Origin of the sequence: Candidatus Symbiobacter mobilis CR, assembly GCF_000477435.1 — a bacterium.
GTDB classification, from domain to species: domain Bacteria; phylum Pseudomonadota; class Gammaproteobacteria; order Burkholderiales; family Burkholderiaceae_C; genus Rhodoferax; species Rhodoferax mobilis.
The window spans coordinates 2,079,996-2,103,206 of the sequence record NC_022576.1 but is presented as its reverse complement, the minus strand read 5'-3'; the positions used below and the strand labels follow the sequence as shown (position 1 = coordinate 2,103,206).

Below are 23,211 nucleotides of genomic sequence, written 5' to 3'. Positions count from 1 at the left end.
GAATTGCCGTATCACGCCCCCACCCCCCCCGCAGTAACATCCTCCCTTCCCCACTTTCACACCCGCAATGACCGACTTTCTGCGCCCATGGGCAAGCCTGGATTGGGCTTTGGCTGTGGTGGTGGCGTGGCTGCTTATCGGGGTGGCGGGGGTGGTGGCGATGCGGCGGTTGCGCTTTGTCGCGCTGGTGTTGTTTCCCACCGGGGCCGTGCTGTCACTGGTGTTATTGGCTGTGGGGGTGGTGGCTACTTTGGGGCCGACGCAGCACGCCATCTTGCCCTTGGGCCTGCCTAACCTGCCGTTTCACTTGCGGCTGGATGCCCTCTCAGCCTTTTTCCTTGCGCTCATCGGCGCTGCGTCTGCGGGTATTTCGACCTTCGCCGCAGGGTATTTCCGCACGGGGGAGGGCACTGCGCCGGGCTTGATCTGCCTGGAGTACCACGTCTTCCTCGCCAGCATCGTGCTGGTGGTGCTGGCCGACGATGCCTATGCCTTTATGGTGATGTGGGAATCGATGGCGCTGTCCTCGTTCTTCCTGGTCATTACCAACCACCGCATTCCCGACATTCGCCGCGCGGGGTATCTGTACCTGCTGATCGCACACATCGGGGCATTGGCCATCTTTCTGTGTTTCGGGCTGTTGCAGGCCAATACGGGGGACTACACCTTTGCCAACATGCGTGCGCAGCAACTCCCCAACGGCTGGGCTTCCGTCGCTTTTGCGCTGGCGGTGTTCGGTTTCGGCGCGAAGGCGGGCTTGCTTCCCGTCCATGCCTGGTTGCCGGAGGCACACCCCGCTGCCCCGTCGCCCTTTTCGGCGTTGATGAGCGGGGTGATGCTCAAGATTGCGCTGTATGGGTTGCTCCGCGTCGCTTTTGATTTGCTTGCGCACCCTCTGTGGTGGTGGGGGCTGGCGTTGATGCTGCTGGGGCTGTGTACCGCGCTGTTTGGCGTCGTGTTTTCGACCGTGCAGACGGAGATGAAACGCCTGCTCGCCTATTCCTCGATCGAGAACATCGGGCTGATCTGCACGGGGCTGGGGCTGGCGCTGCTGTGTGCTGCGTATGCGATGTCCACCTTCGCCGCACTGGCGCTGACTGCCGCGCTGTACCACATGCTTAGCCACGCTTTTTTCAAAGGCCTGCTGTTTTGCAGCACGGGCGCGGTGATGCACGCCACAGGGGAGCGCAGTCTGGGCAAGCTGGGGGGACTGTTGCGATTCATGCCCTGGGTAGGTTGGCCCACGCTCGTCGGCGTGCTGGCTTGCGCAGGGCTGCCGCCCTTCGGGGGCTTCGTCGCCGAATGGCTGTTGTTGCAAACCTTTTTGTTCACGACCGGGCTGCCCAGTTCTTCGCTGGACATGCTCGTCCCCGTGCTGGCTGCGTGGGTCGCGCTTGTCGCCGCGCTCTCCGGGTACACGATGGTCAAGTATTTCGGCGTCGTCTTTCTGGGCCAGCCACGCGAGGAAAAAATCGCCACCGCACGCGATGCTGGTATCCGTGAACGGATCGGGATGCTCTGGCTCGCTGCGGGTTGCGTGCTGCTGGGGCTGTTCCCGAACCAAGTCATCGCGTGGATGGCGCCCGTTACCCGGATGCTCGTCGGTGGGGTGCTTGCGCCATCGTCGCAGGGGGCGTCCTGGCTGCTGGTTCCCGTCGATGTCGAACGCGCAAGCTATGCGCCGCTGTTGTTCCTGTTGGGCGTGCTGTGTACCGTGGGGCTGACGTTCTATCTGGTTCGCAAGCGGTACCACGGCCGGGTACGGCGCGTTCCGGCCTGGGGCTGCGGGTACCCCGTGGCCAATGCACGCATGCAAGACAGCGCCGAAGGCTTCGGCCAGCCGATCCGCCAGATCTTTGCGCCGTTCTTCCTCATGCATCGCAATCTGCCCAGCCCCTGGGATACCCAGCCGCAGTACCGGGTCACGCTCGAAGACCCCTTCTGGCGCGGGCTATACCTTCCCGTCGCCGCGCTCGTCGAGCGCATTTCCGGCTTCGTCGCCCTGTTGCAGCGCGGGCGCATTGCTGTGTACCTTCTCTATAGCTTCGGCACCCTGCTGCTGGTGCTGTGGTTCGTGATGCGATGACTGCCGGTGGTGTTTTCGTCCAAGGGCTGGAGCTTGTGCTCGCGCTGGCGCTGGCCCCGTTGCTATCGGGGTGGGTGCAGAGTTGGCGCATCCGCTTGCAGAACAAACAGCCCCCGAGCATGCTCCAGCCGTACCGAAACCTGCACAAGCTCTTCCACAAGGAATGCCTCGTCGCGCAGGGGGCCTCGCCGTTGTTTCGGATGGCACCGTACCTCGTTTTCGGCTGCATGTTGCTGACGTGCGCGATCGTTCCCACGTTGTCGACAGAACTGCCCCTGGCCCCCGCCGCCGATGCCATTGCCCTCGTCGGGTTGTTTGCCTTGGCGCGGGTATTCCTCTCGCTGGCGGCAATGGACGTGGGCACCGCATTCGGCACGCTGGGCGCGCGTAGGGAGATGCTCGTCGGCTTTCTGGCTGAACCGGCTTTGCTGATGGTGCTGTTTTGCGCATCGACCATCACCGGTTCGACGTCGCTGGCCACGATCGTCGATACCCTCAGCCACCGCGAATTGGTGATTTACCCCAGCCTGCTGCTGGCCGGTGTGGCGTTCACGATGGTCTCGCTTGCCGAAAACGCCCGTGTCCCGGTCGACAACCCCGACACGCACCTGGAACTCACGATGGTGCATGAGGCCCTGCTGCTCGAATACTCCGGCCGGCACCTCGCGCTGATGGAATGGGCGGCGAGCCTCAAGCTCTTTTCGTATTCGTGCATCGGGCTGGCGATCTTTTTTCCGTGGGGGGTGGCGCAGTCGCACCAGCCTGTCGCGCTGGCTTCTGCGGTAGCGGTGTTGATGGGCAAGCTCGCCATCGGGGGCTTTTTGCTGGCGTGGATTGAAACCCTCAGCGCCAAGATGCGCATCTTCCGGGTGCCGGAATTTCTGGGCACCGCGTTTCTGCTCGCGGTCATCGGCCTGCTGGTCAATGTGTTGCTGGGGGTACGGTGATGCGACACGTCCCGCAGCTCATCCACCTGTTTGCCACGCTGATCCTGCTGCTGTCTTTCGCGATGATTGCGCAGCGGCGCATTGTCACGCTGCTCCATCTGTTCCTTGCGCAAGGGGCTGCTCTCGTTGCCACGTCGTTTCTGCTGGCTGCCGTGTCGAACCAGCCGCATCTTTACGTTTCCGGGGCCTTGACGCTGGTGCTGAAGGTGCTGTGCATTCCCTGGCTGCTGCATCGCCTCATCCGCAAGCTCAATGTGCGCTGGGACGTCGAAACCCTGCTCAATATCCCCAGCACGATGCTCATCGGGATCATGCTCGTCATCTTCGCCTTCAGCCTGGCGTTGCCCGTTTCCCGCTTATCCGATTCGATTGCCGGTGCTGCGCTGGGCATCGCTTTGGCGTGCATCTTTTTGTCGTTTTTGATGATGATCACGCGCTCGAAAGCCGTTGCGCAAATCGTCGCGTTCCTGTCGATGGAAAACGGGCTGATCCTTGCCGCGATCACGATCACGCACGGTATGCCCATGGTCGTCGAATTCGGCATCGCGCTCGACGTGCTCGTGGCAGTGCTGATCCTCGGCGTCTTTCTCTTCCAGTTGCGCGAGAAATTCGACACCCTCGACATCCACCACCTCGAAGCGCTGAAGGAGGATGGCGTATGAGGATGCGCGGGCAGGCTGCGGGGCAGGGACCGCTGTGGGGGCCGCAATGAGCGCGCTGTGGTTCGTGCTCGCCTTTCCGCTCGCTGGCAGTGTGGTGTTGGGCCTTGTCGGGCACCGCGCCTACGCCACGCAAGTGAACACGGCTTTTGGGGTTTGTACTTTCCTGTCCGCGTGCCTGCTGACGCTGCAAGTCATCGGCAACGGCCCCCAGACGGTGTGGGGCGCGCAGTTTTACGTCGATCCGCTCAATGTCTTTCTCGTTGCGCTCACGTCATTCGTGGGGTGGACTACGGCGATTTTTTCCGGGCCGTACATGCGCGTCGAGCAGGATCACGGCAAGATGAACCCCAAGCGCATGCGGCTGTACCACAGCATGTACCAGCTTTTCTGCTTTGCCATGCTGCTGGGGCTGACGACGAACAACCTTGGCATCCTGTGGGTGGCGATGGAAGCCGCCACGTTGACTACCGTGTTGCTTGTCAGCGTGTACCGCACTTCCGAAAGCCTGGAGGCAGCGTGGAAGTACTTCATCCTTTGCGGCGTCGGCATCGCGCAGGCGCTTTTTGGAACGATCCTGCTCTACATGGCCGCAGAACGTGTGCTCGGCCCACAAAACGCCACCCTGCTGTGGACGGGGCTGGAAGCGATCAAGGGCCAGCTCGACCCCACCATCGTGTTCCTCGCTTTCGCCTTTTTGCTCGTCGGCTACGGCACCAAAATCGGCTTCGTTCCGCTGCACAACTGGCTGCCGGATGCCCATGCGCAAGGGCCTACGCCCGTGTCTGCGGTGCTTTCCGGGCTGCTGCTGAATGTGGCGATGTATGCCGTGCTGCGCTGCAAGGTACTGACTGACGGTGCCATCGGCACGGCCATGGCCGGGCAATTGATGATGGGCTTTGGCCTGCTTTCGGTGGTGGTGGCGGCGTTTTTCCTCTCGCGCCAGAAAGACGTCAAGAGGATGTTTTCGTATTCGTCGATCGAACACATGGGGCTGATCACCTTTGCCTTCGGAATGGGCGGGCCTGCGGGGAACTTTGCCGGGCTGCTGCACATGACAGTGCATTCCTTGGTCAAGTCCGCCATCTTCTTCACCGTAGGTCATGCCGCCCAGAACGCACGTTCGCAGCGCATGGACGAGATTCGCGGGCTGATTCAGGTACACCCTTCCGTGGGGTGGGGGCTGATTCTGGGGACGATGGCGATTTTGGGGATGCCGCCCTTTGGCGTGTTTGCCAGCGAATTTCTGATTCTGACGACGGCCATGCGGGAACACCCCTGGGCCACGCCGTTCCTGTTCATAGGACTGGGGGTGGCTTTTGCCTCGATCCTCGCGCGGATTCTGCCGATGGTCTTCGGCCAGACGGATCGGAAACCGCTGCCGCACCCGCCTTCGCTGATGCCGGTGTTCGTACACCTGGCGCTGGCATTGCTGCTGGGGCTGTACATCCCGGCCTTTCTGAACCAGTGGTACGTGCTGGCCGGGGCGATGCTGGGGGGTGTACGGTGAGTACCCCATTGCCCACGCCCGTTCCCATTGCCCACGCCGTCGTCGATGCCGAGGCGTGGATAGGCACCGCACGCTCGTTGCATGAGGCTGGGGCGCGGTTGGTCGCGCTGTGGGGCAGCATCGGCGCCTGCGGAACCCCGCACATCCACGCTGCTTTTGCGCGCAAGACCGGCGCGCTGTGGATCACGTTGCCCATCACGCTGCCCATACCTCAGCCTATTCTCCAGCCTGATCCGCCGACTGTCCCGCCTTACACCACTGCGCAGCACTCCACTCCAGAACACCCCGCCCCGCCAAGCCCCACACCACAGTACCCCGATCTGTCCACGCTGTTCCCCGCTGCGGGACGGATGCAGCGCGCTGCGGCGGATTTGTGCGGCATCGTCGCGGCAGGCGCTGCCGACACACGCCCCTGGCTCGATCACGGCGCTTGGTTCTTCGCCCCCGGTGTTTCCCCTTGCCCCCTGGGCGCACCTGGGCCGCACCGCTCTGGCGCCACCAGCGACTACCCCTTCATTCCCGTGGCGGGGGACGGGGTACATGAAATCGCCGTCGGCCCCGTTCACGCCGGGATCATCGAACCCGGCCACTTCCGCTTCAGCGTCGTGGGGGAAAAAATCCTCCGGCTCGAAGAGCGGCTGGGGTATACGCACAAGGGGATCGAACGCCGGATGACCGAGGTCGATCTGGCGCAGGCCTGCCGCATTGCCGGCCGCGTCTGCGCAGATTCGACCGTTGCCTACACCTGGGCCACGTGCATGGCGCTCGAAGCCGCTGCCCACGCCGACATCCCCCCCCGGGCGCAGACGCTGCGGGCCGTGCTGCTGGAACGAGAGCGGGTGGCGAACCACCTTGGCGATCTCGGCGCGCTGGCCAATGACGTGGCCTTTGCCTTCGCGCTGGCGCAGTTCTCCCGCCTGCGGGAAGACTGGCTGCGCGCCTCCGCCGCCGTATTTGGGCACCGCTGGCAGATGGATGCCATCGTCCCCGGCGGCGTGGCCCGGGACATCGATGCCTCCCAACTGGATACGCTGCGCCAAGTCTGCAACGCCACCGAGCGCGCCGCGCACGAGCTGTTCACGATCTACGAAGAACACGCCACCTTGCAGGATCGCTTCGTCACCACCGGCAAGGTCAGCCCCACGCTGGCCGCCACCTTGGGGCTGACCGGCCCCTGCGCCCGCGCCAGCAGCCAGAACGTTGACCTGCGCCACCATCACCCCTTCGGGCCTTACGCCAAGCACCCGGTGCGCGTGGCAATGCGCCGCAATGGCGATGTCGCCGCACGCGCAGCCGTTCGCTTCGACGAGCTGTTCGAATCGCTACGGTGGCTGCGCGAGGTGCTCGACTCCCTGCCGCCCGGAGCGGTGCGCATCCCGCTAGCGTGGCCCACGCAATGGCCTGATACCCCCGTGCTGGGCGCGGGCTGGGTGGAGGGCTGGCGTGGCGAAGTCTGGGCCGCGCTCGAAGTCGTTCCCACGCAAGAAGGCGGCCACCGCCTGCTGCGTTGCCATCTGCATGACCCTTCCTGGCAGAACTGGCTTGCGCTGGAGCACGCGATCATCGGCGACATCGTCGCGGACTTTCCGCTGATCAACAAATCCTTCAACCTCAGTTACACGGGGCAAGACCTGTGAGGCCACGATGATTTGGCGCATCGTTCGTTCCATCGCTGCAGCCGGGGTGTGCAGCGAACCGCCCCCGGACATCGGCGCAGAGGCTGCCGAAGAAGCCCATCGCATCCAGTCCGAACTGCTGGCGACGCTGGGGCGCGCGCTGACGATCCGGCAGGTCGATGCAGGCTCCTGCGGCGGTTGCGAGCTGGAAATCCACGCGATGGGCAACCCCTACTACAACCTCGAAGGGCTGGGAATCCGCTTCGTCGCCAGCCCCCGCCACGCCGACCTATTGCTGGTGACCGGCCCCGTGGCGCGCAATATGCACGCGGCGCTGCTGCGCACCTATGAGGCCGTTCCCGAACCGAGGCTCGTCGTCGCTGTGGGGGACTGCGCCTGCGACGGCGGCGTATTCGGCGCTGGGTATGCCACTGCGGGAGCGCTGTGCGACGTGCTCCCCGTTGACGAAACGGTTCCCGGCTGCCCCCCACCACCTGTGGACATCCTGCGCGGCATTCTGCGCGCTGTGCGTCGGCGGGCTGGGTAACGCATCCCCATGCGTCGGTGGCTGTTCTGGGCGGGCGCCTGTCTGGTCGTTGCGCTGGGCGCATCGGCCCAGACCCAGATTCCGACCCAGATTGCAACCCACATCCCACCCCCGATCCCGCTACATGCCGACGCTGCATCCAGCGCGCCCAGCCTAGCTGCCAGCGATAGCGACGTGGACACCTCGCCCTCCACGTGGCCCTGGTACCGCAGGCTACGGCTGTGGTGGATCTTTTTGTTTGACAAGCCCGCGAACACGGCGCCGCACAAGCCGATTCCCCTACAGCCGCTGACCCGCGCAGCCCTGCTTGCCGCGCCAGAAGGCACCGTGGTGCGCATGGGGCATTCCAGCGTGCTGCTCAAGTTGCACGGCAAGTTCTGGCTTACCGACCCGATGTTTGGCGAGCGTGCCTCCCCGGTTCCCTGGATCGGCCCCCGTCGCTTCCACCCCCCGCCCATCGCCATCGAAGAGTTGCCCCCCATCGAGGCGGTGATCCTCTCGCACGACCACTACGACCACCTCGACCAAGGGTCGATCCTCGCATTGCAGGGCAAAACCTCGCACTTCCTTGCCCCGCGCGGGGTGGGCGACATCCTGCGGGACTGGGGCGTTCCCGCACACAAGGTGCGGCAGTTCTCGTGGTGGGAATCGGCCGAGATCGCCGGGGTGCGCCTGGTGGCCACGCCCACGCAGCACTTTTCCGGGAGGTGGTTGTGGGGGCGTAACCGCACCCTGTGGTGCTCCTGGGCCATCCTGACTCCGCAATGGCGAATCTTTTTTAGCGGGGACTCAGGCTACTTCGACGGCTTTCGCACCATCGGCGACAAGCTGGGGCCTTTCGACCTGACACTGCTCGAAGCAGGCGCCTACAACCCCCGTTGGAAGCGCAACCACATGTTCCCGGAGCAGACCGTGCAAGCGCACCGCGACCTGCGCGGACGCTGGCTGCTCCCCATTCACCACGGCACCTTCTCGCTGGCGTTCCACCCCTGGAACGAACCGCCGGAGCGCGTCACCCAGGAAGCGCGGCGACTCGGCGTATCCGTCACCACCCCCCGCATGGGGGAACCCCTCGACCTTTCGCAAATGCACCCAGGCAGCGCGTGGTGGAGGGAGTGACTGCCGCCAGATGGTCCCCGCATGGTCTCCGATTTCCGCTATCGGTACGAAGAGCAGCGTGCGCTGGCTTCGGCAGAGGTCATGCGATCCAGGTGCGAATTCATGCACGTCCAATAGCGTTTTTCATTCGCCGCTTTGCGCTCTTCCATCATTCTTTGTTGCTCTTGCGCCCTTTGTGCTTGCACGGCAGCGTACCGTTCTTGTTCTTGCCTGCGCATCTCCATATTCCGCGCATTCATCTCGGTGCGGTATTCCATTTCCTGGCGTTGGCGTCGTTCTGCCACGTCCAGTGATCTATTGTGGATTTGCGCAGTGTGGTCGATTGCCGTTGCCTGGTTTTCCAAGGCCCCTTCCACCAGGATTCTTTCCGTTTGGGCGCGCGTGGCATCGTTATCTGCCGTGCGGTTGGTTTGCAACATGGTGGCGTCGATCGCTTGTTTTTGCACTTCGCTGGTTTTTTGTTCCTTGAAAAATCCCAGCAGCATATAGCCGACGATGGCAATGCATACGGATGCGACGATCATCCCAGTCTTGTGGGTAGCCCAAAGCGACAACACTACGCTATCGTTATCCGGTTCCACTTCCACGGAACGACGCCGTGGGCGGGATTCCGTAGTGGAACCGGAACGGAAACGTTCCAGCATCTTTCGGTCGTAGCTTTCCCTCAATCTGGGGTTTCCCAGTGTCTCGCTGGCATATTTGAATTCGGGTGTAGAGGCCAGGGCGCCACTGGCGATTTGGGCTTCCATCGCAGCAATGGCATGGGCAATGGCTGCATCGCTGGCGCTGGCAGGCAAACGCAGAACGGAATAAAAGCTCGATGCCTGGTTGATAGCCAGCGTTTTGGCCAATTCCGTGCGTAGCAATTGCAGGCCATGATCCTCGACAGAAGGAGGTTCTACAGCCATGCGCATCGGTTCCGCTTGCGCTGCTGCGATTTTTTTCAATTCGGCCAGACGAAGCCGAATATAGAGCGCCTTGGTTTTCTCTATATCCCCGCCGGACTCGCCGAGCGCACGTGTCCATGTGACGCGATCGGTTTTGTTTTGTTCCAACTCGTCGGCAATGCGTTGGTACAGGGATTCATCAGTCATGGTTGACTCCTTTCCTCGGTCATCCTTGCAGTGGGGGTGCTGGGCACTGCTTGATCGTAGCGCGGCGAAGCAGCCTACTCCAGCCCTCGCCGCCATCGACGCGCCCCACACCGCACCCCGTTGCCCATACCACCCTGCTAAGAACCTATTTAAGAACCGATTTCAGTAGGCAGGCGAGCCGAAGCAGTGTGCGTGGCGCCGGAGCGCAGGAACCGGAATGTACTGACAGTACATGAGGATTTCGAGCACCGCCGCCGCGTGCAATGCGATGGCGCAGCCCCTACTGGAATAGGTTCTAAGCGCAGCGCATCCAATACGTTGTAGGAGCGACGGAAGTCGCGATACAGCTCGGAATGCGCCAACCTTGTTCCCACTACTAGTAGCCCGGTCATCGCGATGGGTTCCGAAGCCCCAAAGATGTTTGCTTACCGTAGCCTGTGATCAACAAATCGCCACCCGATATGCCAAAGGGTAAGGTAGTACACAAGGCGGGGATAGAAAATGCTAGTACAATTTCTCGATCAACAGGCTTTTTCGAGGCTTGTTGACCGTTCCTTTTCACATCTTTCCACCTTTTCGTCCTTTACTTGAAGAGATCACCATGAAATACAACGAATTTTTGCAGAAAAAAGCCGCGCTCATTCAAAGACTGGAGGCTGTCAACGATGAGTTGGCTTTGGAAGATCTGTTCGCACGGATCAAAGAAACCAATAAGGCGCTGCAAGACTACGGCCAAGAGCGCGAGAAAGCCCGGGTGACGGTCGAGGGCTACATCCGGGACTACGATTTCAAGCTCGTAGATTTCGCGTACGAAATACAAATGCGGATGAACCCACCCAAGTCGGCCATCGAGGAGCCGGAGGCGGAATCCAAAAAAGCCAAGACCAAGGTCGCCAAGCCCGAATTGATCGTCGGTACCTTTTGGCTATCCGACTATGGCTTCAAAATGCCCACAAACAGCAAAGGCGACCCGATGAGCCATGCGACGTCCCTCGTTTGGAATGCCAATCAACGTTATGGCGGCCGGTCCTGGGAGCAATCTTTCATTGCCACCATTCTGCAAGGTGGCATCGACAAAGCGCAAAGATACTTCTCGGATGCATTCCAAGCCTGGCTGGAAGAAACGATCACCAACCAAAAAGGCCGTTATGCAGGCAAGCCCGTCTACAACAACAAGAAAGACTTTTACGCCAAGTTTGGCGTGGATATCGATCCGCTGACCGGCGAAGCCGTCACCAAGGCAGCCCAGCCCTCCGTCGCACAGCCCACCATCGTTACAGTGGGATCGTCGTACTAAGAGCGTAAGAGCCTTCCCCCGCATACCTCCGCCCCAAGTCCAGCACATCTGCGGGCTGAGGGCGGGCAAACAGGTATCCCTGCATCACGTCACAGCCCAGCGATTGCAGAAAGGCGTGTTGCGCCGGGGTTTCCACCCCTTCCGCGACGACACGCAGCCCCATCGCGTGGGCCAGAGCCACGGTGGCGGAGCAGATGGCGGTGTCATGGGGGTCGGTTTCGATGTCGCGGACGAAAGACCGGTCGAGCTTGAGACGCTGGATCGGCAGCAGCTTGAGGTGATTCAGCGAGGAATAACCCGTGCCAAAGTCGTCGAGCGCCAAGTCGATGGCCTGGGCGCGTAGCAGATGCAGCACCCGGATGGTTTCTTCGGGGTTTTGCATCGCCATCGATTCGGTCAATTCCAGCTCGATGTCGCGGCCATGCAGGCGGTAGCCGTGGAGAATTTCGACGATATGGTGCGCAAAACTCTCCTGCCGCAACTGGTGCAGCGACAAGTTGACGGCGACGCGCACGGTGGCATGGCCTGCGTCGCGCCAGTGCCGCAATTGTTGGCAAGCCTGGTGGAGCACCCAGCTCCCCAACGGGAGGATCAGCCCGATTTCCTCGGCCAGAGGGATGAATTGATCCGGCGGCACCATCCCCAGTTCGGGGTGATGCCAACGTAGCAGTGCCTCGACAACGACGACCTCGGTGCTCAAGGTATCGACCAAGGGCTGGTAGTACAACTGCAATTGCCCGCGTTCCAATGCCAAATGCAGATCGTTTTCCAGCCGCAGCCGTTCTCGTGCAGCCTGGTTCACGCCTTGGCTGAAAAACTGCGCGTTGTTGCGCCCCCGGGACTTGGCCTGGTACATCGCCAAATCGGCGTTGCGCATCAGGGTATCGGCATCTGCGCCGTCTTCCGGGAACAGGCTGATGCCGATGCTGGGCGAAGTGCGCAGCGTGTGCCCGTACATTTCATAGGGCTGCGCGACGAGAGTGATGATCTTCTCGGCCACCTGCGCCGCCGCAGTAGCGCCCGCACCGCTGAGCAGCACGACGAATTCGTCCCCGCCCAGGCGGGCAACGATGTCGCTCTCGCGCACGCAGTTGCGCAGCCGCCGGGACACTTCCATCAACAGCTCGTCGCCAACGTGGTGGCCCAGGGTGTCGTTGATCGTCTTGAAGCGGTCGAGGTCGATGAACATCAGCCCCAGGGGCCGGTTCTCGCGCCGAGACAGCGCCAAGTCCCGCTGTAGCGTTCCTTGCAGGTGCAGCCGGTTGGGCAGCCCGGTCAGGGGATCGTGGTGCGCAAGGTGGCGGATGCGATCCTCGGCCTCTTTTTGCTCGGTCAGGCTGGCAAAGCTGCCGATGTAATAGTCCACCCCGCCCAAGCGGTTGCGCACGACCGAGATCGTCAGCAGCTTGGGGTACACGCTGCCATTTTTGTGGCGATCCCACATCTCGCCCTGCCAAAAACCGTTCTGGCGGATGGCGGCCCACATGCCCTGGTAGAGACCCGCTTCGGTGCGGCCCGCGCTCAATAGCTTGGGGTCTTGGCCGCGTACCTCGTCCTGGGTATAGCCCGTCATCCGCGTAAACGCAGGGTTCACCTCCATGATGCGGTTGTCGTTGTCGCACAGGATGATGGCTTCGCCGCTGTGTTCGAACACATGCGCAGCCAATCGCAACTGGCTTTCTCCGAGCTTGCGCAGCAGCAGGTTGCGCACCCGCGCTTGCAGCACCGAAGTGAGTACGGGCTTGGTCAAGTAATCGTCGGCCCCCAGGTCCAGCCCGTCGAGCTGCGTTTGTTCGGAGGTGTCCGCACTGACCAGGACGACCGGGATGTCCCGGGTGCGTTCGTCGCCCCGCAGGTGGCGCAGCACCTCGATGCCGTCCATCCCCGGCATCATCACGTCAAGCAGGATCAGTTGCGGCGGCTGCAGGGCATGGGCGAGTTTGAGCGCCGTCTCACCGCTCGTGGCAAAGCACAGCTCGTAATCGCTTTTGAGCGCCGAGGACAGGATGTGCAGATTAGTCGGTTGGTCATCGACCAGCAATACCAGCGGTCTGCCCTGGGTGGTTTCGAGACCCTTCATGCCGACTCTCCCGATTGCGCCAGGGTGGAACGTAGCCGGGAAGAGGCTTGCGTCGCGCCGTCGAAATCGAAACGGTCGATGGCTTCGACCATCGCAGCGCATTCCACCGAGGGAAACGCACGCAACGCAACCATCGTTTCCTCCGGTACCAATCGTTGCGCGGCGAGCAGTGGGTCAATGGTGTCGAGCAACGCCCGCAACTGGCCGTGGGAAGGGCCTTCGCGTTCGCCAGAAGCAGGCGTGGGCAACACGACGCGCAGTGCGTCGAGCTGCTTGTCCAACGCTTCGAGCAAGCGTTGTTTGCCGCTGCCTGCGATGGCGGTTTTGAGTTCCGCTTCATAGTTGCGCGCAGCGTCAGATACATCAAGCATGCCCAGGTTGGCCGACACCCCCTTGAGGGTATGCACCAGCGAGAGGGCGTGCTCCCGCTCGCCACGCTGCAACGCTGCGTCGAGCAGTGCAGGAAATGCTGCTTGGTCCTGCAAGAACTGCCCCAGTAAGCGCAGCAGCAATGCGGGGTCTCCGCCCACGCGCCGCAATGCGGTGGCGGTATGCACACCCGGCAGGGCTGGGAGAGATTCGGCCTGCGTGGGCTGCTCGGGGGCGTCCTTGTGGACGTATTTCGGGGGGAGCCATTGGGCGAGCGTGGCGCACAGTGCATCGGGATCGACCGGCTTGGCGACGAAATCGACCATTCCCGCTTGTTGGCAGCGCTCCCGGTCTTCTTGCAACACCGCAGCCGTCATCGCGACGATCGGCGGCTGGTGGGCCAAGGACATGGCGCGGATTCGCCGCGTGGCCTCCAGCCCATCCATCACCGGCATGTGCAAATCCATCAGCACCAGGTCGAAGGGGGACTTTTTCATCCATGCCACGGCCTCGCCGCCATGGTCGGCCACTGTGACGTGTACGCCGCGTTTTTTGAGGAAGCCAGCGGCCACATCCTGGTTGATGAGGTTGTCTTCGACCAGCAGGATGTGCGCCCCGTCGAAGCGCACTGCGCAGGACGCTTCGGCACGCACCGTGCGATGCAAGCGTGTACCGCTCTGTTGTCCACCCTCTTGTCCCCCCTGTGATCCACCGTGCTGCCCACGTGCGTCGAGGAGCGCATCGAGCAGATACGAGGGCGTCACCGGTTTGCGCAGCACTCCGCTGAGCGGCAGGGAACCGGCCTCCCGGCGCAGATCAGCCTGGTCGTGCGCGGTGACCATGAAGATCAGTGGCGAAGGCTGTCCCGCGCTGTGGGTTTCGAGCGCGCGGGCCACGGCCAGGCCGTCCATCCCTGGCATCCGCCAATCGAGCAGGATGGCATCGAAGGGATGCTGGGCGTCAAAGGCTTTCTGGATTGCACGCAGCGCGGCCTCGCCAGATTGGACGCACTCGCAGGAAAAGCCCCAGGCTTCGAGCAGGTGGCGCAAGATCATGCGAGAGGTCTCTTGGTCGTCGGCAACCAGAACATGCAAGCGCCCAAGCTGCTGCAAGTCCCGCGTCACGGTGCGGGATCGGCCTACGCGCACGGTGAAGGTGAACGTGGCCCCCTTGCCTTCTTCACCGCTAACGGCGATCTCGCCGCCCATCAGTTCGACGAGGCGCTGGCTGATCGACAGCCCCAACCCTGTTCCGCCAAACTTCCGCGTGATCGAGTTGTCGGCCTGGCTGAAGGCATGGAACAGCCGTTCGGCCTGCTCGCGGGACAACCCGATTCCCGTATCGCGCACCGCAAAACGCAGCAGCAGCGCATCGTCGTCTTGCTGGGCCACGCTGGCCTGAACGTGGATTTCGCCGCGCTCGGTAAATTTGACCGCGTTACCCACAAGGTTGTGCAACACCTGCGTCAAGCGCAGGGGGTCGCCAATGACTTCGTGCGGCAGGTCTGGAGCGATGTCGAGGAAGAGTTCCAGCCCCTTGCCGTCGATCAGGGGGGCAAACAGGTCGGCCACGTCGCACAAGGCTTCTTCGATACGCATGGGCACGCGCTCGATTTCCAGCCTGCCTGCTTCGATCTTCGAATAATCGAGGATGTCGTTGAGGATACGCAACAAAGCCCGCGACGAGGCATAGGACTTTTCCAGATAGTCGCGCTGCTGGGCATCAAGGCGCGTATCGAGCAGCAGGCGCGTCAGCCCCAGCACGGCGTTCATTGGCGTGCGAATCTCGTGGCTCATGTTGGCCAGGAATGCGGACTTGGCCTGGTTGGCTTGCTCTGCGGCTTGTTTGGCGGCTTCGGCCTCCCGGGTGCGCAAGGCAACCCGGTGTTCCAAGGCGATGTTGTGCGCGGCAACTTCGGCGTGGCTGACGGCGAGCTGCTGCATCAGGCGGTTGAACCCGCTCTGGAGGGTGTCGATTTCGGCGATTTCTATGGTGCCCAGGTCGATGGGGCGCCCCAAATCGCTGCCAGTCAACGCGGCTACTTGCGTGGAAAACTCCACCAGTGGCCGCACCACCAACGCATGCGCAAGCAACCACAGCACGATGCTGACGAACAGCAACTGCGCCGTGCCAAAAACGAGCACGGGGATCAGAACGGCACGCATCCGCTCACGCAGCAGCGTGTCGCTGGACGCGATGGTCAGCGTTCCCAGATGTTCGCGAACGCTATCAATGCCTTGGCGATAGAGGGGGAGGACGACACGCAAATCCTCCGACACCGCAACCGGGCGCTCGGATTGCCACGTTGCGCTCAGCCCCCCGCGCAGGGCGCGAATGTCAACATACACCACCATCGGATGCGCGCCGATGCCCCGCGCCATGGCTTCGATAAGCGAGTCTTGGAATTCCCACAGCGCCGATTCGGCGCTGGGAGCCGACGTCGATGCCAACGCATGTAGGTCTTCGATGGTCTGCGTACGCACGCGCTCGTATTCCAACCCCAGACGCAGCCCGACGACCAAGCACACAAACACCAGGTAAATCGGCAGCAGGCGCAACAGCAGCACGCGGGTGAGCGCACGTGTGGGCCGCGTGAAGGGAGCAGAAGGGGCGGACATGGTGAACCCGCGCAACACCTCGGACTCGGCGGCTAGAACGCCAACAACTGCTTTGCTTCCTCCACCGGCAGGTAGCGGGAATAGATACGTTGGAGGGTACCGTCCGCACGCATTGCATCGATCAGAGCACGCCACTGGCGGGCGTTTTCTTCGCCGAAACGACTCTTGGCGAGGATCAACCCGTGGGGAACGCCTTGTTCCGTGGGCGTCCAGTCCTGCACATGCACCAGGTGTTGCAGGCCCAGGTCGGCAATTTTTTTGCGGTACACCGGCGGTTGCGAAAACATCGCATCGACACGCCGCTCACGCAGTTTTTTGAAGATCGTCTCGACATCCGGGCTTTCCTGCACCCGGCCCGCAGCGCGCAGGATGGCCAGCCAGCGCTCTTGGTCAGCCCCGTGCTGAAAGGCGCGCACCACGCCGAACTGCCGCATGGGCTGCGCCAAAAAATCGCCTGCGTTGCGCACGATGGGAACGATGTCCGCACGCAAGATTGCGTGGTTCTTCATCGTCAGGTAGTGCGCAAACCATGCAAAGGTATCGCGCTGCGGGTTCTGGATGCCGGAAACGCTCATATCCAGATCCCCGCTGGCCAGGTTGGCCCAAATGCGCGCACGCACCATCAAACTCCGGGCAAAGGCACACCCGCTGCGGCGTTCGAGTTCATCGACGATATCTTTGTCGATGCCTTGGGCCTTGCCGTTCTCGACGTAGTAGAAATACCCGAATTCGTAAAACGCCACGCTAATGGGTTTCGGCCCGCAAACCACGGGAGGCGTGGCCTCGACGGCAGATGCAGCCTTCACAGCAGGTGCAGCCTGCACGGCAGGCGTGGCCTGTATCGCAGACGCTGCCGCAAGGAATGACAACCACACCCCACAGCGCAACAAACGACGCAGCAACAACCCCATGGCGCACCTCCAAAATGGTGCGCGGGATTATCCCGAGCGCCCACCAATGGCGTGCCACAGCCTTCGTAGCGCAGCCATCGCGACTTCCGTCGCTCCCACAAGGCAGTGCGCCGCCTGTACGCAAACAGCACCGAAGGTGCGCCTTATGGACTATCTGGGTTCAACGCAATGCCTCGACAAGCGCTGCAGCGCCGGAGTAATCAAAGCGCGCCAGCGCCGTGCGCAATGCCTGCATCTGCTCGCGTTGTCCTGCCTCTTGCAGCCCAGCTTCGAGACTGCCAAGCAGGTCTTCGGGGACGTAGAGATGCCGAGCAACCTTGTCTGCCACGGTGGCCCATGCAGCGGTAGTGCTGGGGGCGATGGGGGAGCCAGGGGAGCTGTGGGGTAGCGTTGCGTCCGGCTGCGGGCCGGTCGCATTCGCAGGAGCCATCGCCACAGCGCCCCACTGCGGCATACCAGCGCGGATGGCCTCTAGTTCCCGGGTCACTTCTTGCGACAGCGCCACCTTCTGCAAGGAATCCTGTGCCTGGAGCAATGCCGTGGCCAAGGTTTGCAGTCTGCTGGCCCCGACCGTCCCCGCCGCGCCTTTGAGCGCGTGCGCCTGTTCCCACAACTGCGCCCATTGCTCCGCTTGTGCGCATTGGCACAGGCGGGTACCGGCATCGCCCATTTCCGCGACGAATTGCTGCAACCGGGCCACCAGCCGCTCGGGTCGACCCGCAGCCATGCGCATCGCCAAAGGTAAGTCAATGCCGGGGATCGCAGGCAGAAGGTCTGCATCCGTAGCCCTGGACTCGCCACGACGAACTCGCCGCGCCTGGGGAGCCACCCATTGCAGCAAGGTGCTGTACAACAACCCGGGGGAAATGGGCTTGATGAGGTAATCGCTCACCCCGGCCTGCCTCCCTTGCTGGCGCATCTCGTTCATGCCATGCGCGGTCATCGCGATGATCGGTAGCCCCATCGACGCGGAACGTGCGCGAATCTGGCGAGTGGCTTCCAAGCCATCCATTTCGGGCATCTGGATGTCCATCAGGATGGCGTCGTAGGGCGCGGCGGCGACTTTGTTCACGGCTTCCCGCCCATTCCCGGCAAGGTCTACGACGATGCCCGCGTCTTCCAACATCTCCCACGCCACTTGCTGGTTGAATGCGTTGTCCTCCACCAATAAAACACGCTTGCCGCGCAGCGCTTCGGGCGGCTGCAGGGTATGCCCCACCGCCACAGGGGTGGTGGACTGGGGTGGCTCGGCCACATCAAGTTGCACGGAAAACTGGAAGTTGCTCCCCTGCCCCAGGGTGCTCTCGGCCCAAATGTGCCCGCCCATACGTTCGACAAGCTGCCTGCTGATGGCCAGCCCCAACCCCGTCCCCCCATGACGCCGAGTCAAGGAACCATCGAGCTGGATGAAAGGATGGAACAGCGTGCGCAAGTCCTCCTGCGCGATGCCGATCCCCGTATCCCGCACGGAAAACAGCAACTCGGCGAACGCAGCGTTCTGCCGGAGCACCCGCACGCTCAGGACCACCTCGCCTTCGTCGGTGAACTTGGCCGCGTTACCGGCAAGGTTGATGAGGATTTGTTCGATGCGCAGCCGGTCTCCGACCAGACACGGGGGAACGTTCCGCGCTACATCGACGACGAGCCGCAACCCCCGTGCCTCGGTGGCGATGCCGACGACGTCGAGGACACGGGTCAATGCGTCTTGCAGCAGAAAAGGACGGTACTCCAGCTCCAGCTTGCCCGCATCGAGCTTGGAAAAGTCGAGCAAGTCGTTGATGATGTGCAGCAATAGTTCCGAAGACTGCGCGATCTTGTACAGGTAGCCCAGTTGCTTTTGCGTAAGCGTGGTGTGCAATACCCGCGAGCACAGGCCGATGATGGCGTTGACTGGCGTTCGCAGCTCATGGCTGACCGTCGAAATGAAGGTGCGCTTGGCGTCCTCCGCTTGTCTGCGCTCGGTAATGTCGAGGTGGATTCCCGCCATCTGCAAGGGCTTGCCGACAGCATCGCGCTCGACAGCCAGGCCCCCCGCATGAATCCAGCGCCAGCGTCCATCCTTGGCGCGCATGCGGAAATCGACCTCGTAAAACTCGCTGGCTCCCGCTAGGTGGGTGCTGACTGCGGATTCCATCACCGGCACATCATCGGGGTGGAGCAGATTGCGAAAGCCTTCAAAGGTCTCGGGAACCTCGCCGCGTTCGTAGCCCAACATGCCGAGCCAGGCATCGTCCATGCGGTTGACGTTGGTGACGATGTTCCATTCCCACGTCGCCAGCCGCCCCCCGCGCAGGCTTGCCAGCAGCCGCTGGTGGGCGTGTTCGACGTCGTGGGTGCGTTCCAGCACCCGGGTTTCGAGCTGCGCGCGCAGATTGGCTTCTGCCTCATGGGCGGCGTGCAAACGTTGGTAGGCATCGTTGATGCTTTCGGCAAGCAGATCCAGTTCATCGGGAGCGCTGGCCTTGCCGCGACGATCCAGCCGCAGCGGCGCCGGGGCAGCGCCTGGGGGGTAGCCGGTCACGAACTGGGCGATGCGCTGCAAATGGCGCGTGATAAGCCAATGCACCAGCCATACCATGCAAACGGAAAAAACGAGCACCTTGAACAACTGCGTAGCCAACACCGTGGCTAGGCGTTGCCACGCACGCTGATCGACGATGTCGAAATTCGGCTGCACCCAGAGATGCCCGATGCTGGAAGATACGTCCCCCTCCTGGTGAACCAGGGTGTACTCGACCCCCCCCGATGCACCGGGGACGACGATGCCCGCAGCGTAGTACTGCAATTCTTCGGGGCCGTAGCGAACCTGTGCGCTGGCAATCCACGGAATCTGGGCAATCCCATCGACGAGACGCTCGATCTGATCGGCATCGAAAGTCCATACGGCGTTGACCAGACTGGGCAACTGCGTGCGTTCGACGAGCTGCACGGTATGCGTCAGGTGCTCCATATCCCTGCGGTAATCCAGGTAGATCTGGATCGAGATGGCGATGACTGCGTTCACTCCGCTAATCACCATGACCCAGAACAACATCTTGCACCCCAGGACACCGCAACGCATGGTTTTCCTCACCTGTTTCCTATTGCAAGAGCCATGCACCGCAAGCATGGCCGCGCCTCCCCCCCCACCCACCGCAACGCTCCCAGCGCATGGTGGGCACGGTGCCGCATCGGCGCTACAGTCTACGTGCCGCCACAATGGCACTTGAACCCAGATAGTCCATGAGGCGCACCTTCCACGCCTTGCCTACGCTTATGTCTTTACCCCGCTTACTTTTGGTTGATGACGTCCCAGCGAACCTGCGTGCGTTGGTCGATCTGCTGCGCGATGGGTACGAATTGCAGTTCGCCACCAGCGGCGGCGATGCCCTCACGCTACTCCAGGCCGATCCCAAGCCGGATTTGATCCTGCTCGACGTGATGATGCCCGTGATGGACGGCTATGCGGTTTGTCGCGAACTCAAGCGGCGCCCGGCCACGCAGCACATTCCCGTGGTTTTCATCACCGCGCTGGACGCTCCGCACGACGAGGTGCTAGGGCTGGAAGTCGGCGCGGCCGACTACATCACCAAGCCCTTCGAACCCGATGTGGCGCTGGCCCGAGTGCGCAATCAATTGCGGCAAAAGTTTGCTGCGGATGGCCTGCGTGCTTCGGCCTCCAATACCTCGACCCGTGCCCACAATGTCTTTCGCCAGCAAGGAGGCGTGTGGGAATTGGGATTTCAGGGAGGAACGCGCATCGCCTTGCGGGACATGCTCGGCTTGCAATACCTCCAGTACCTGTTACGGCACCCGCAGCGGTTTTTCTCGGTGGAAGAGATCGTTTTTCTGGCCTCGCCGCGTGAGCGCGAACGCCTGTTCGAACATGCTTCCACCTACCTCGACGAGCACAGCCTACGCTGTTATCGCCTGCGCACCCAACAGTTGCTCGACGAAGACGCGCCAGAGAACGGCGGTGCCGTCAATGCCGAAAGCATCGATCGCCTGCTCGGCGAGCTGCGCCGCACGGGCATCCTTGCCAGCGACACGCCCCGCGCCATCGACGCGCGGGAGCGCCTGCGCAAGTCCATCGGTAACGCCATCCGCCGCGCCATCGGCGAAATCGCCAACCATGACCCCGCTCTGGCCAGCCACTTGCAACACCCCACCTTGCGGATGGGCTATGCCTTGGTCTACGCGCCTACCGTGTCGGTCACGTGGTGTACGTCGGCGGAGTGGTAGCGGTGCAGCGGCGTAGCGTCTTGCTGGGCTTGGCCCTCGCACCCTTCTGGGGAACCCGTGCCATGGCCGCAGCGCGAAGGGTCGTCGCCATCGGCCCGGGCGCGCTACGCATGGTGGCCTATCTCGGCGCCACCGATCTGCTGGTGGGGTGCGAGGACGTCGAGCGCCGTCTTCCCAACGCCAGCACCTATCGCCTGGCCTTGCCCCAGCGAGTGCGGACCTTGCCCTCGCTGGGGCCGGGTGGCCCGGGGCGCTTGCCCGATCTGGAGCAATTGCTCGCCGTCCACCCTGATTTGGCGGTTAGCGTCGCGCTTGATGCGCAACAGGTGCAGGCGCTCAGCCAACGGGCGGGCATTCCAGCGCTGTCTCTCAGCTTCGGGGAAACCGGCATCTTGCGCGAAGACACGGTGGTCGATGCCTGGCGCAGGCTCGGCGCTGCGCTCGGGCGCGAGCACCGAGCTGCCGAACTGGCAGCGTTTTTCCAAGCATCGATTGCGGAGCTGCAAAGTCGGCTGCGCGGGCAGCCCCGCGTGCCGACCTACCTCGGCGGCGTGAGTTTGTCCGGCTCGCACGGTATTGCCAGCACCCAGGCGGGCCATCTCCCGCTGGTCTGGGCTGGCGCGCGCAACCTTGCCGACCAAACCGGGCGCAGTGGCCACCTGTTCCTCGACCGGGAGCAACTGCTGGCCTGGGATCCCACCGTGCTGTTCATCGATGGGGGCGGCCTGCCCGGCATCGTCGCGGAATATGCCCGCGACCCCGCCTTGTACCAGCGCTTGCGCGCAGTCCGAGAACGCCGCGTGTACCTGACGCTTCCCTTCAACGCCTACAACGCCAATGTGGAAAACGCCTTGGCCAACGCCTGGTTCATGGCGAAGGTATTGCATCCCCAGGCGCTGGCCACGCTGCATATCGAAGCCAAGGCAGGCGAAATTTTGCGGGGTTTTCTGGGCGCCGACCTATTGCCCGCGTTGGCCAAGCTGGGCTACGGCCAGGGCTTGCTGGATTTGGCCAGCGGTCGTTGGACACCGCTATCGGCGTGAATACCGCGAATCCCGCCGCGCACACTGACCTGCTCGTCCCCGCACGGGCCGTCTATCTTCGCCAAACCACGCGCCGCCTGTTGGCGGGTGGCGTCTTGCTCTGCGCCTTGCTGGCGTTGTCGTTGTTTGCCTTGGGCCGAGGCAGCTACCCGTTGCCGGTCAGCGAAGTGCTGGCGGCATTGCAAGCCGGCCCCGAAGCGCAAGGCCCTGCTGCACATGTGGTGTGGTTCCTGCGTTTGCCTCGGTTGTTGGCGGCAATGCTGGCGGGGATGGCGCTGGCGCTGGCCGGAACGGTGATGCAGACGGCGCTGCGCAATCCCCTGGCTTCGCCATTGACCCTGGGTGTATCGCAAGGGGCAGCTTTCGGCGCCACCTGCGCCATCGTGTTGCTCGGCGCTGGCGAGATGCGCCGTCTGGGGCCTGACGCAGTGGTCATCCACGAACCCGCGCTTGTCGTCGCTGCCGCCCTGGCCGGTGGGCTGGGGGTGGCAGGGTTGATCCTATTCATCGCCCTGTTGCGTGGGTTGCGGCCCGAAGCCCTGGTGCTGGCGGGAGTGGCTTTGGGCGCCTTTGCCAGCGCGGGCACCATGCTGGTGCAGTACTTTGCGGACGAAGTGCAAGTTGCCGCCACGCTGTTCTGGACTTTCGGAGACCTCAGCAAGGCGGGCTGGCGCGAGGTAGCCTGGCTTGCGGCGGTGACCCTGCCGCTGCTACTGTGGCTGGTCAGCCTGGCTTGGCGTTTCAACGCACTGGCTTGGGGGGAGGACAGTGCCCGCGCTTTGGGAGTGGCGGTAGGGCGGCTGCGCCTGGGGGGCCTGGCGGCGGCGTCCACCTTGGCTGCGGTGGCGACGGCTTTTCTGGGCGTCATCGGCTTCGTCGGCCTGATCGCCCCCCACCTGGTGCGGCTGGCCATCGGTGCAGACCATCGCTATCTATTGCCCTACGCAGCGCTAACCGGCGCCATCGTCTTGCTTGCCGCAGATACCCTGGGTCGCCTCGTCATCGCCCCGGCGGTACTGCCGGTGGGCGCAGTGACTGCCTTGTTGGGCGCGCCGATGTTGCTGGCGCTGCTGCTACGTTGGCGAATGCATTGA

The 23,211-nt window shown here is 62.8% G+C and carries 16 protein-coding genes; 11 read left to right on the top strand and 5 right to left on the bottom strand.

Annotated elements, in window-relative coordinates; genetic code table 11:
- The first annotated feature begins 67 nt into the window (after nt 1–67).
- From hyfB to CENROD_RS08595, 7 genes are read left to right on the top strand one after another with little or no spacing between them, the layout of a single operon-like run.
- Nucleotides 68–2,086 (top strand): hydrogenase 4 subunit B, encoded by a 2,019-nt coding sequence (hyfB, locus tag CENROD_RS08625; protein ID WP_022774635.1) that lies wholly within the window; start codon nt 68–70, stop codon nt 2,084–2,086.
- Nucleotides 2,083–3,033, top strand: coding sequence for a respiratory chain complex I subunit 1 family protein (locus CENROD_RS08620; protein WP_022774631.1), 951 nt, complete (start codon nt 2,083–2,085; stop codon nt 3,031–3,033). Before hyfB ends, CENROD_RS08620 begins: the two co-directional genes overlap by 4 nt.
- The gene (locus CENROD_RS08615) at nt 3,033–3,695 is read left to right on the top strand and encodes a hydrogenase-4 component E (RefSeq protein WP_022774627.1); all 663 of its coding nucleotides are present in this window, start codon (nt 3,033–3,035) and stop codon (nt 3,693–3,695) included. The genes CENROD_RS08620 and CENROD_RS08615 overlap by 1 nt, the downstream gene beginning before the upstream one ends.
- A 46-nt stretch (nt 3,696–3,741) precedes the next feature.
- A complete protein-coding gene (locus CENROD_RS08610) occupies nt 3,742–5,202 on the top strand; it encodes a hydrogenase 4 subunit F (RefSeq protein WP_041194461.1) in 1,461 nt (486 codons plus the stop codon).
- Nucleotides 5,199–6,839: a hydrogenase large subunit gene (locus CENROD_RS08605; protein ID WP_041194459.1), complete on the top strand. Its 1,641-nt coding sequence runs from the start codon at nt 5,199–5,201 to the stop codon at nt 6,837–6,839. The genes CENROD_RS08610 and CENROD_RS08605 overlap by 4 nt, the downstream gene beginning before the upstream one ends.
- Before the next feature lie 10 nt (nt 6,840–6,849).
- A complete protein-coding gene (locus CENROD_RS08600; protein WP_041194457.1) occupies nt 6,850–7,365 on the top strand; it encodes an NADH-quinone oxidoreductase subunit B family protein in 516 nt (171 codons plus the stop codon).
- A gap of 9 nt (nt 7,366–7,374) precedes the next feature.
- Nucleotides 7,375–8,484: an MBL fold metallo-hydrolase gene (locus CENROD_RS08595; RefSeq protein ID WP_022774615.1), complete on the top strand. Its 1,110-nt coding sequence runs from the start codon at nt 7,375–7,377 to the stop codon at nt 8,482–8,484.
- Nucleotides 8,485–8,522: 38 nt separating this feature from the next.
- Here CENROD_RS08595 and CENROD_RS08590 read toward each other — a convergent pair whose 3' ends face one another.
- On the bottom strand, nt 8,523–9,578 hold the full coding sequence (locus tag CENROD_RS08590) for a hypothetical protein (RefSeq protein ID WP_022774610.1): 1,056 nt from the start codon (nt 9,576–9,578) through the stop codon (nt 8,523–8,525).
- Nucleotides 9,579–10,179: 601 nt separating this feature from the next.
- On the opposite strand from CENROD_RS08590, the gene CENROD_RS08585 reads away from it, so the two are divergent.
- Nucleotides 10,180–10,875: a hypothetical protein gene (locus CENROD_RS08585; RefSeq protein WP_022774601.1), complete on the top strand. Its 696-nt coding sequence runs from the start codon at nt 10,180–10,182 to the stop codon at nt 10,873–10,875.
- Here the strand turns inward: CENROD_RS08585 and CENROD_RS08580 are convergent.
- The 4 genes from CENROD_RS08580 to CENROD_RS12565 all read right to left on the bottom strand — a co-directional run bounded on the left by CENROD_RS08580 (nt 10,853) and on the right by CENROD_RS12565 (nt 19,914).
- Nucleotides 10,853–12,955 carry an EAL domain-containing response regulator gene (locus tag CENROD_RS08580; protein ID WP_022774597.1) on the bottom strand — a complete coding sequence of 701 codons (2,103 nt, stop codon included), beginning with the start codon at nt 12,953–12,955 and terminating at the stop codon, nt 10,853–10,855. The genes CENROD_RS08585 and CENROD_RS08580 overlap by 23 nt on opposite strands.
- Complete coding sequence (locus CENROD_RS08575; RefSeq protein ID WP_022774593.1) at nt 12,952–15,942, bottom strand: hybrid sensor histidine kinase/response regulator; 2,991 nt, start codon at nt 15,940–15,942, stop codon at nt 12,952–12,954. The genes CENROD_RS08580 and CENROD_RS08575 overlap by 4 nt, the downstream gene beginning before the upstream one ends.
- A gap of 32 nt (nt 15,943–15,974) precedes the next feature.
- Nucleotides 15,975–16,853 carry a substrate-binding periplasmic protein gene (locus tag CENROD_RS08570; RefSeq protein WP_022774589.1) on the bottom strand — a complete coding sequence of 293 codons (879 nt, stop codon included), beginning with the start codon at nt 16,851–16,853 and terminating at the stop codon, nt 15,975–15,977.
- Nucleotides 16,854–17,013: 160 nt separating this feature from the next.
- Nucleotides 17,014–19,914 carry a response regulator gene (locus CENROD_RS12565; protein WP_022774585.1) on the bottom strand — a complete coding sequence of 967 codons (2,901 nt, stop codon included), beginning with the start codon at nt 19,912–19,914 and terminating at the stop codon, nt 17,014–17,016.
- A gap of 161 nt (nt 19,915–20,075) precedes the next feature.
- On the opposite strand from CENROD_RS12565, the gene CENROD_RS12560 reads away from it, so the two are divergent.
- The 3 genes from CENROD_RS12560 to CENROD_RS08550 are packed head-to-tail and all read left to right on the top strand — an operon-like array spanning nt 20,076 to nt 23,211.
- Nucleotides 20,076–21,074, top strand: a complete 999-nt coding sequence (locus CENROD_RS12560) for a response regulator (RefSeq protein WP_022774581.1) — start codon at nt 20,076–20,078, stop codon at nt 21,072–21,074.
- The gene (locus CENROD_RS08555) at nt 21,050–22,117 is read left to right on the top strand and encodes an ABC transporter substrate-binding protein (protein ID WP_051360350.1); all 1,068 of its coding nucleotides are present in this window, start codon (nt 21,050–21,052) and stop codon (nt 22,115–22,117) included. Before CENROD_RS12560 ends, CENROD_RS08555 begins: the two co-directional genes overlap by 25 nt.
- Complete coding sequence (locus CENROD_RS08550; RefSeq protein WP_022774574.1) at nt 22,114–23,211, top strand: FecCD family ABC transporter permease; 1,098 nt, start codon at nt 22,114–22,116, stop codon at nt 23,209–23,211. Before CENROD_RS08555 ends, CENROD_RS08550 begins: the two co-directional genes overlap by 4 nt.

Coding starts and splice junctions, on each gene's coding strand:
- CENROD_RS08590 (WP_022774610.1), bottom strand. CDS start 9,578: ATGACTGATGAATCCCTGTACCAACGCATTGCCGACGAGTTGGAACAA.
- CENROD_RS08620 (WP_022774631.1), top strand. CDS start 2,083: ATGACTGCCGGTGGTGTTTTCGTCCAAGGGCTGGAGCTTGTGCTCGCG.
- CENROD_RS08575 (WP_022774593.1), bottom strand. CDS start 15,942: ATGTCCGCCCCTTCTGCTCCCTTCACGCGGCCCACACGTGCGCTCACC.
- CENROD_RS08615 (WP_022774627.1), top strand. CDS start 3,033: ATGCGACACGTCCCGCAGCTCATCCACCTGTTTGCCACGCTGATCCTG.
- CENROD_RS12560 (WP_022774581.1), top strand. CDS start 20,076: ATGAGGCGCACCTTCCACGCCTTGCCTACGCTTATGTCTTTACCCCGC.
- CENROD_RS08585 (WP_022774601.1), top strand. CDS start 10,180: ATGAAATACAACGAATTTTTGCAGAAAAAAGCCGCGCTCATTCAAAGA.
- CENROD_RS08595 (WP_022774615.1), top strand. CDS start 7,375: ATGCGTCGGTGGCTGTTCTGGGCGGGCGCCTGTCTGGTCGTTGCGCTG.
- CENROD_RS08570 (WP_022774589.1), bottom strand. CDS start 16,853: ATGGGGTTGTTGCTGCGTCGTTTGTTGCGCTGTGGGGTGTGGTTGTCA.
- hyfB (WP_022774635.1), top strand. CDS start 68: ATGACCGACTTTCTGCGCCCATGGGCAAGCCTGGATTGGGCTTTGGCT.
- CENROD_RS08580 (WP_022774597.1), bottom strand. CDS start 12,955: ATGAAGGGTCTCGAAACCACCCAGGGCAGACCGCTGGTATTGCTGGTC.
- CENROD_RS08610 (WP_041194461.1), top strand. CDS start 3,742: ATGAGCGCGCTGTGGTTCGTGCTCGCCTTTCCGCTCGCTGGCAGTGTG.
- CENROD_RS12565 (WP_022774585.1), bottom strand. CDS start 19,914: ATGCGTTGCGGTGTCCTGGGGTGCAAGATGTTGTTCTGGGTCATGGTG.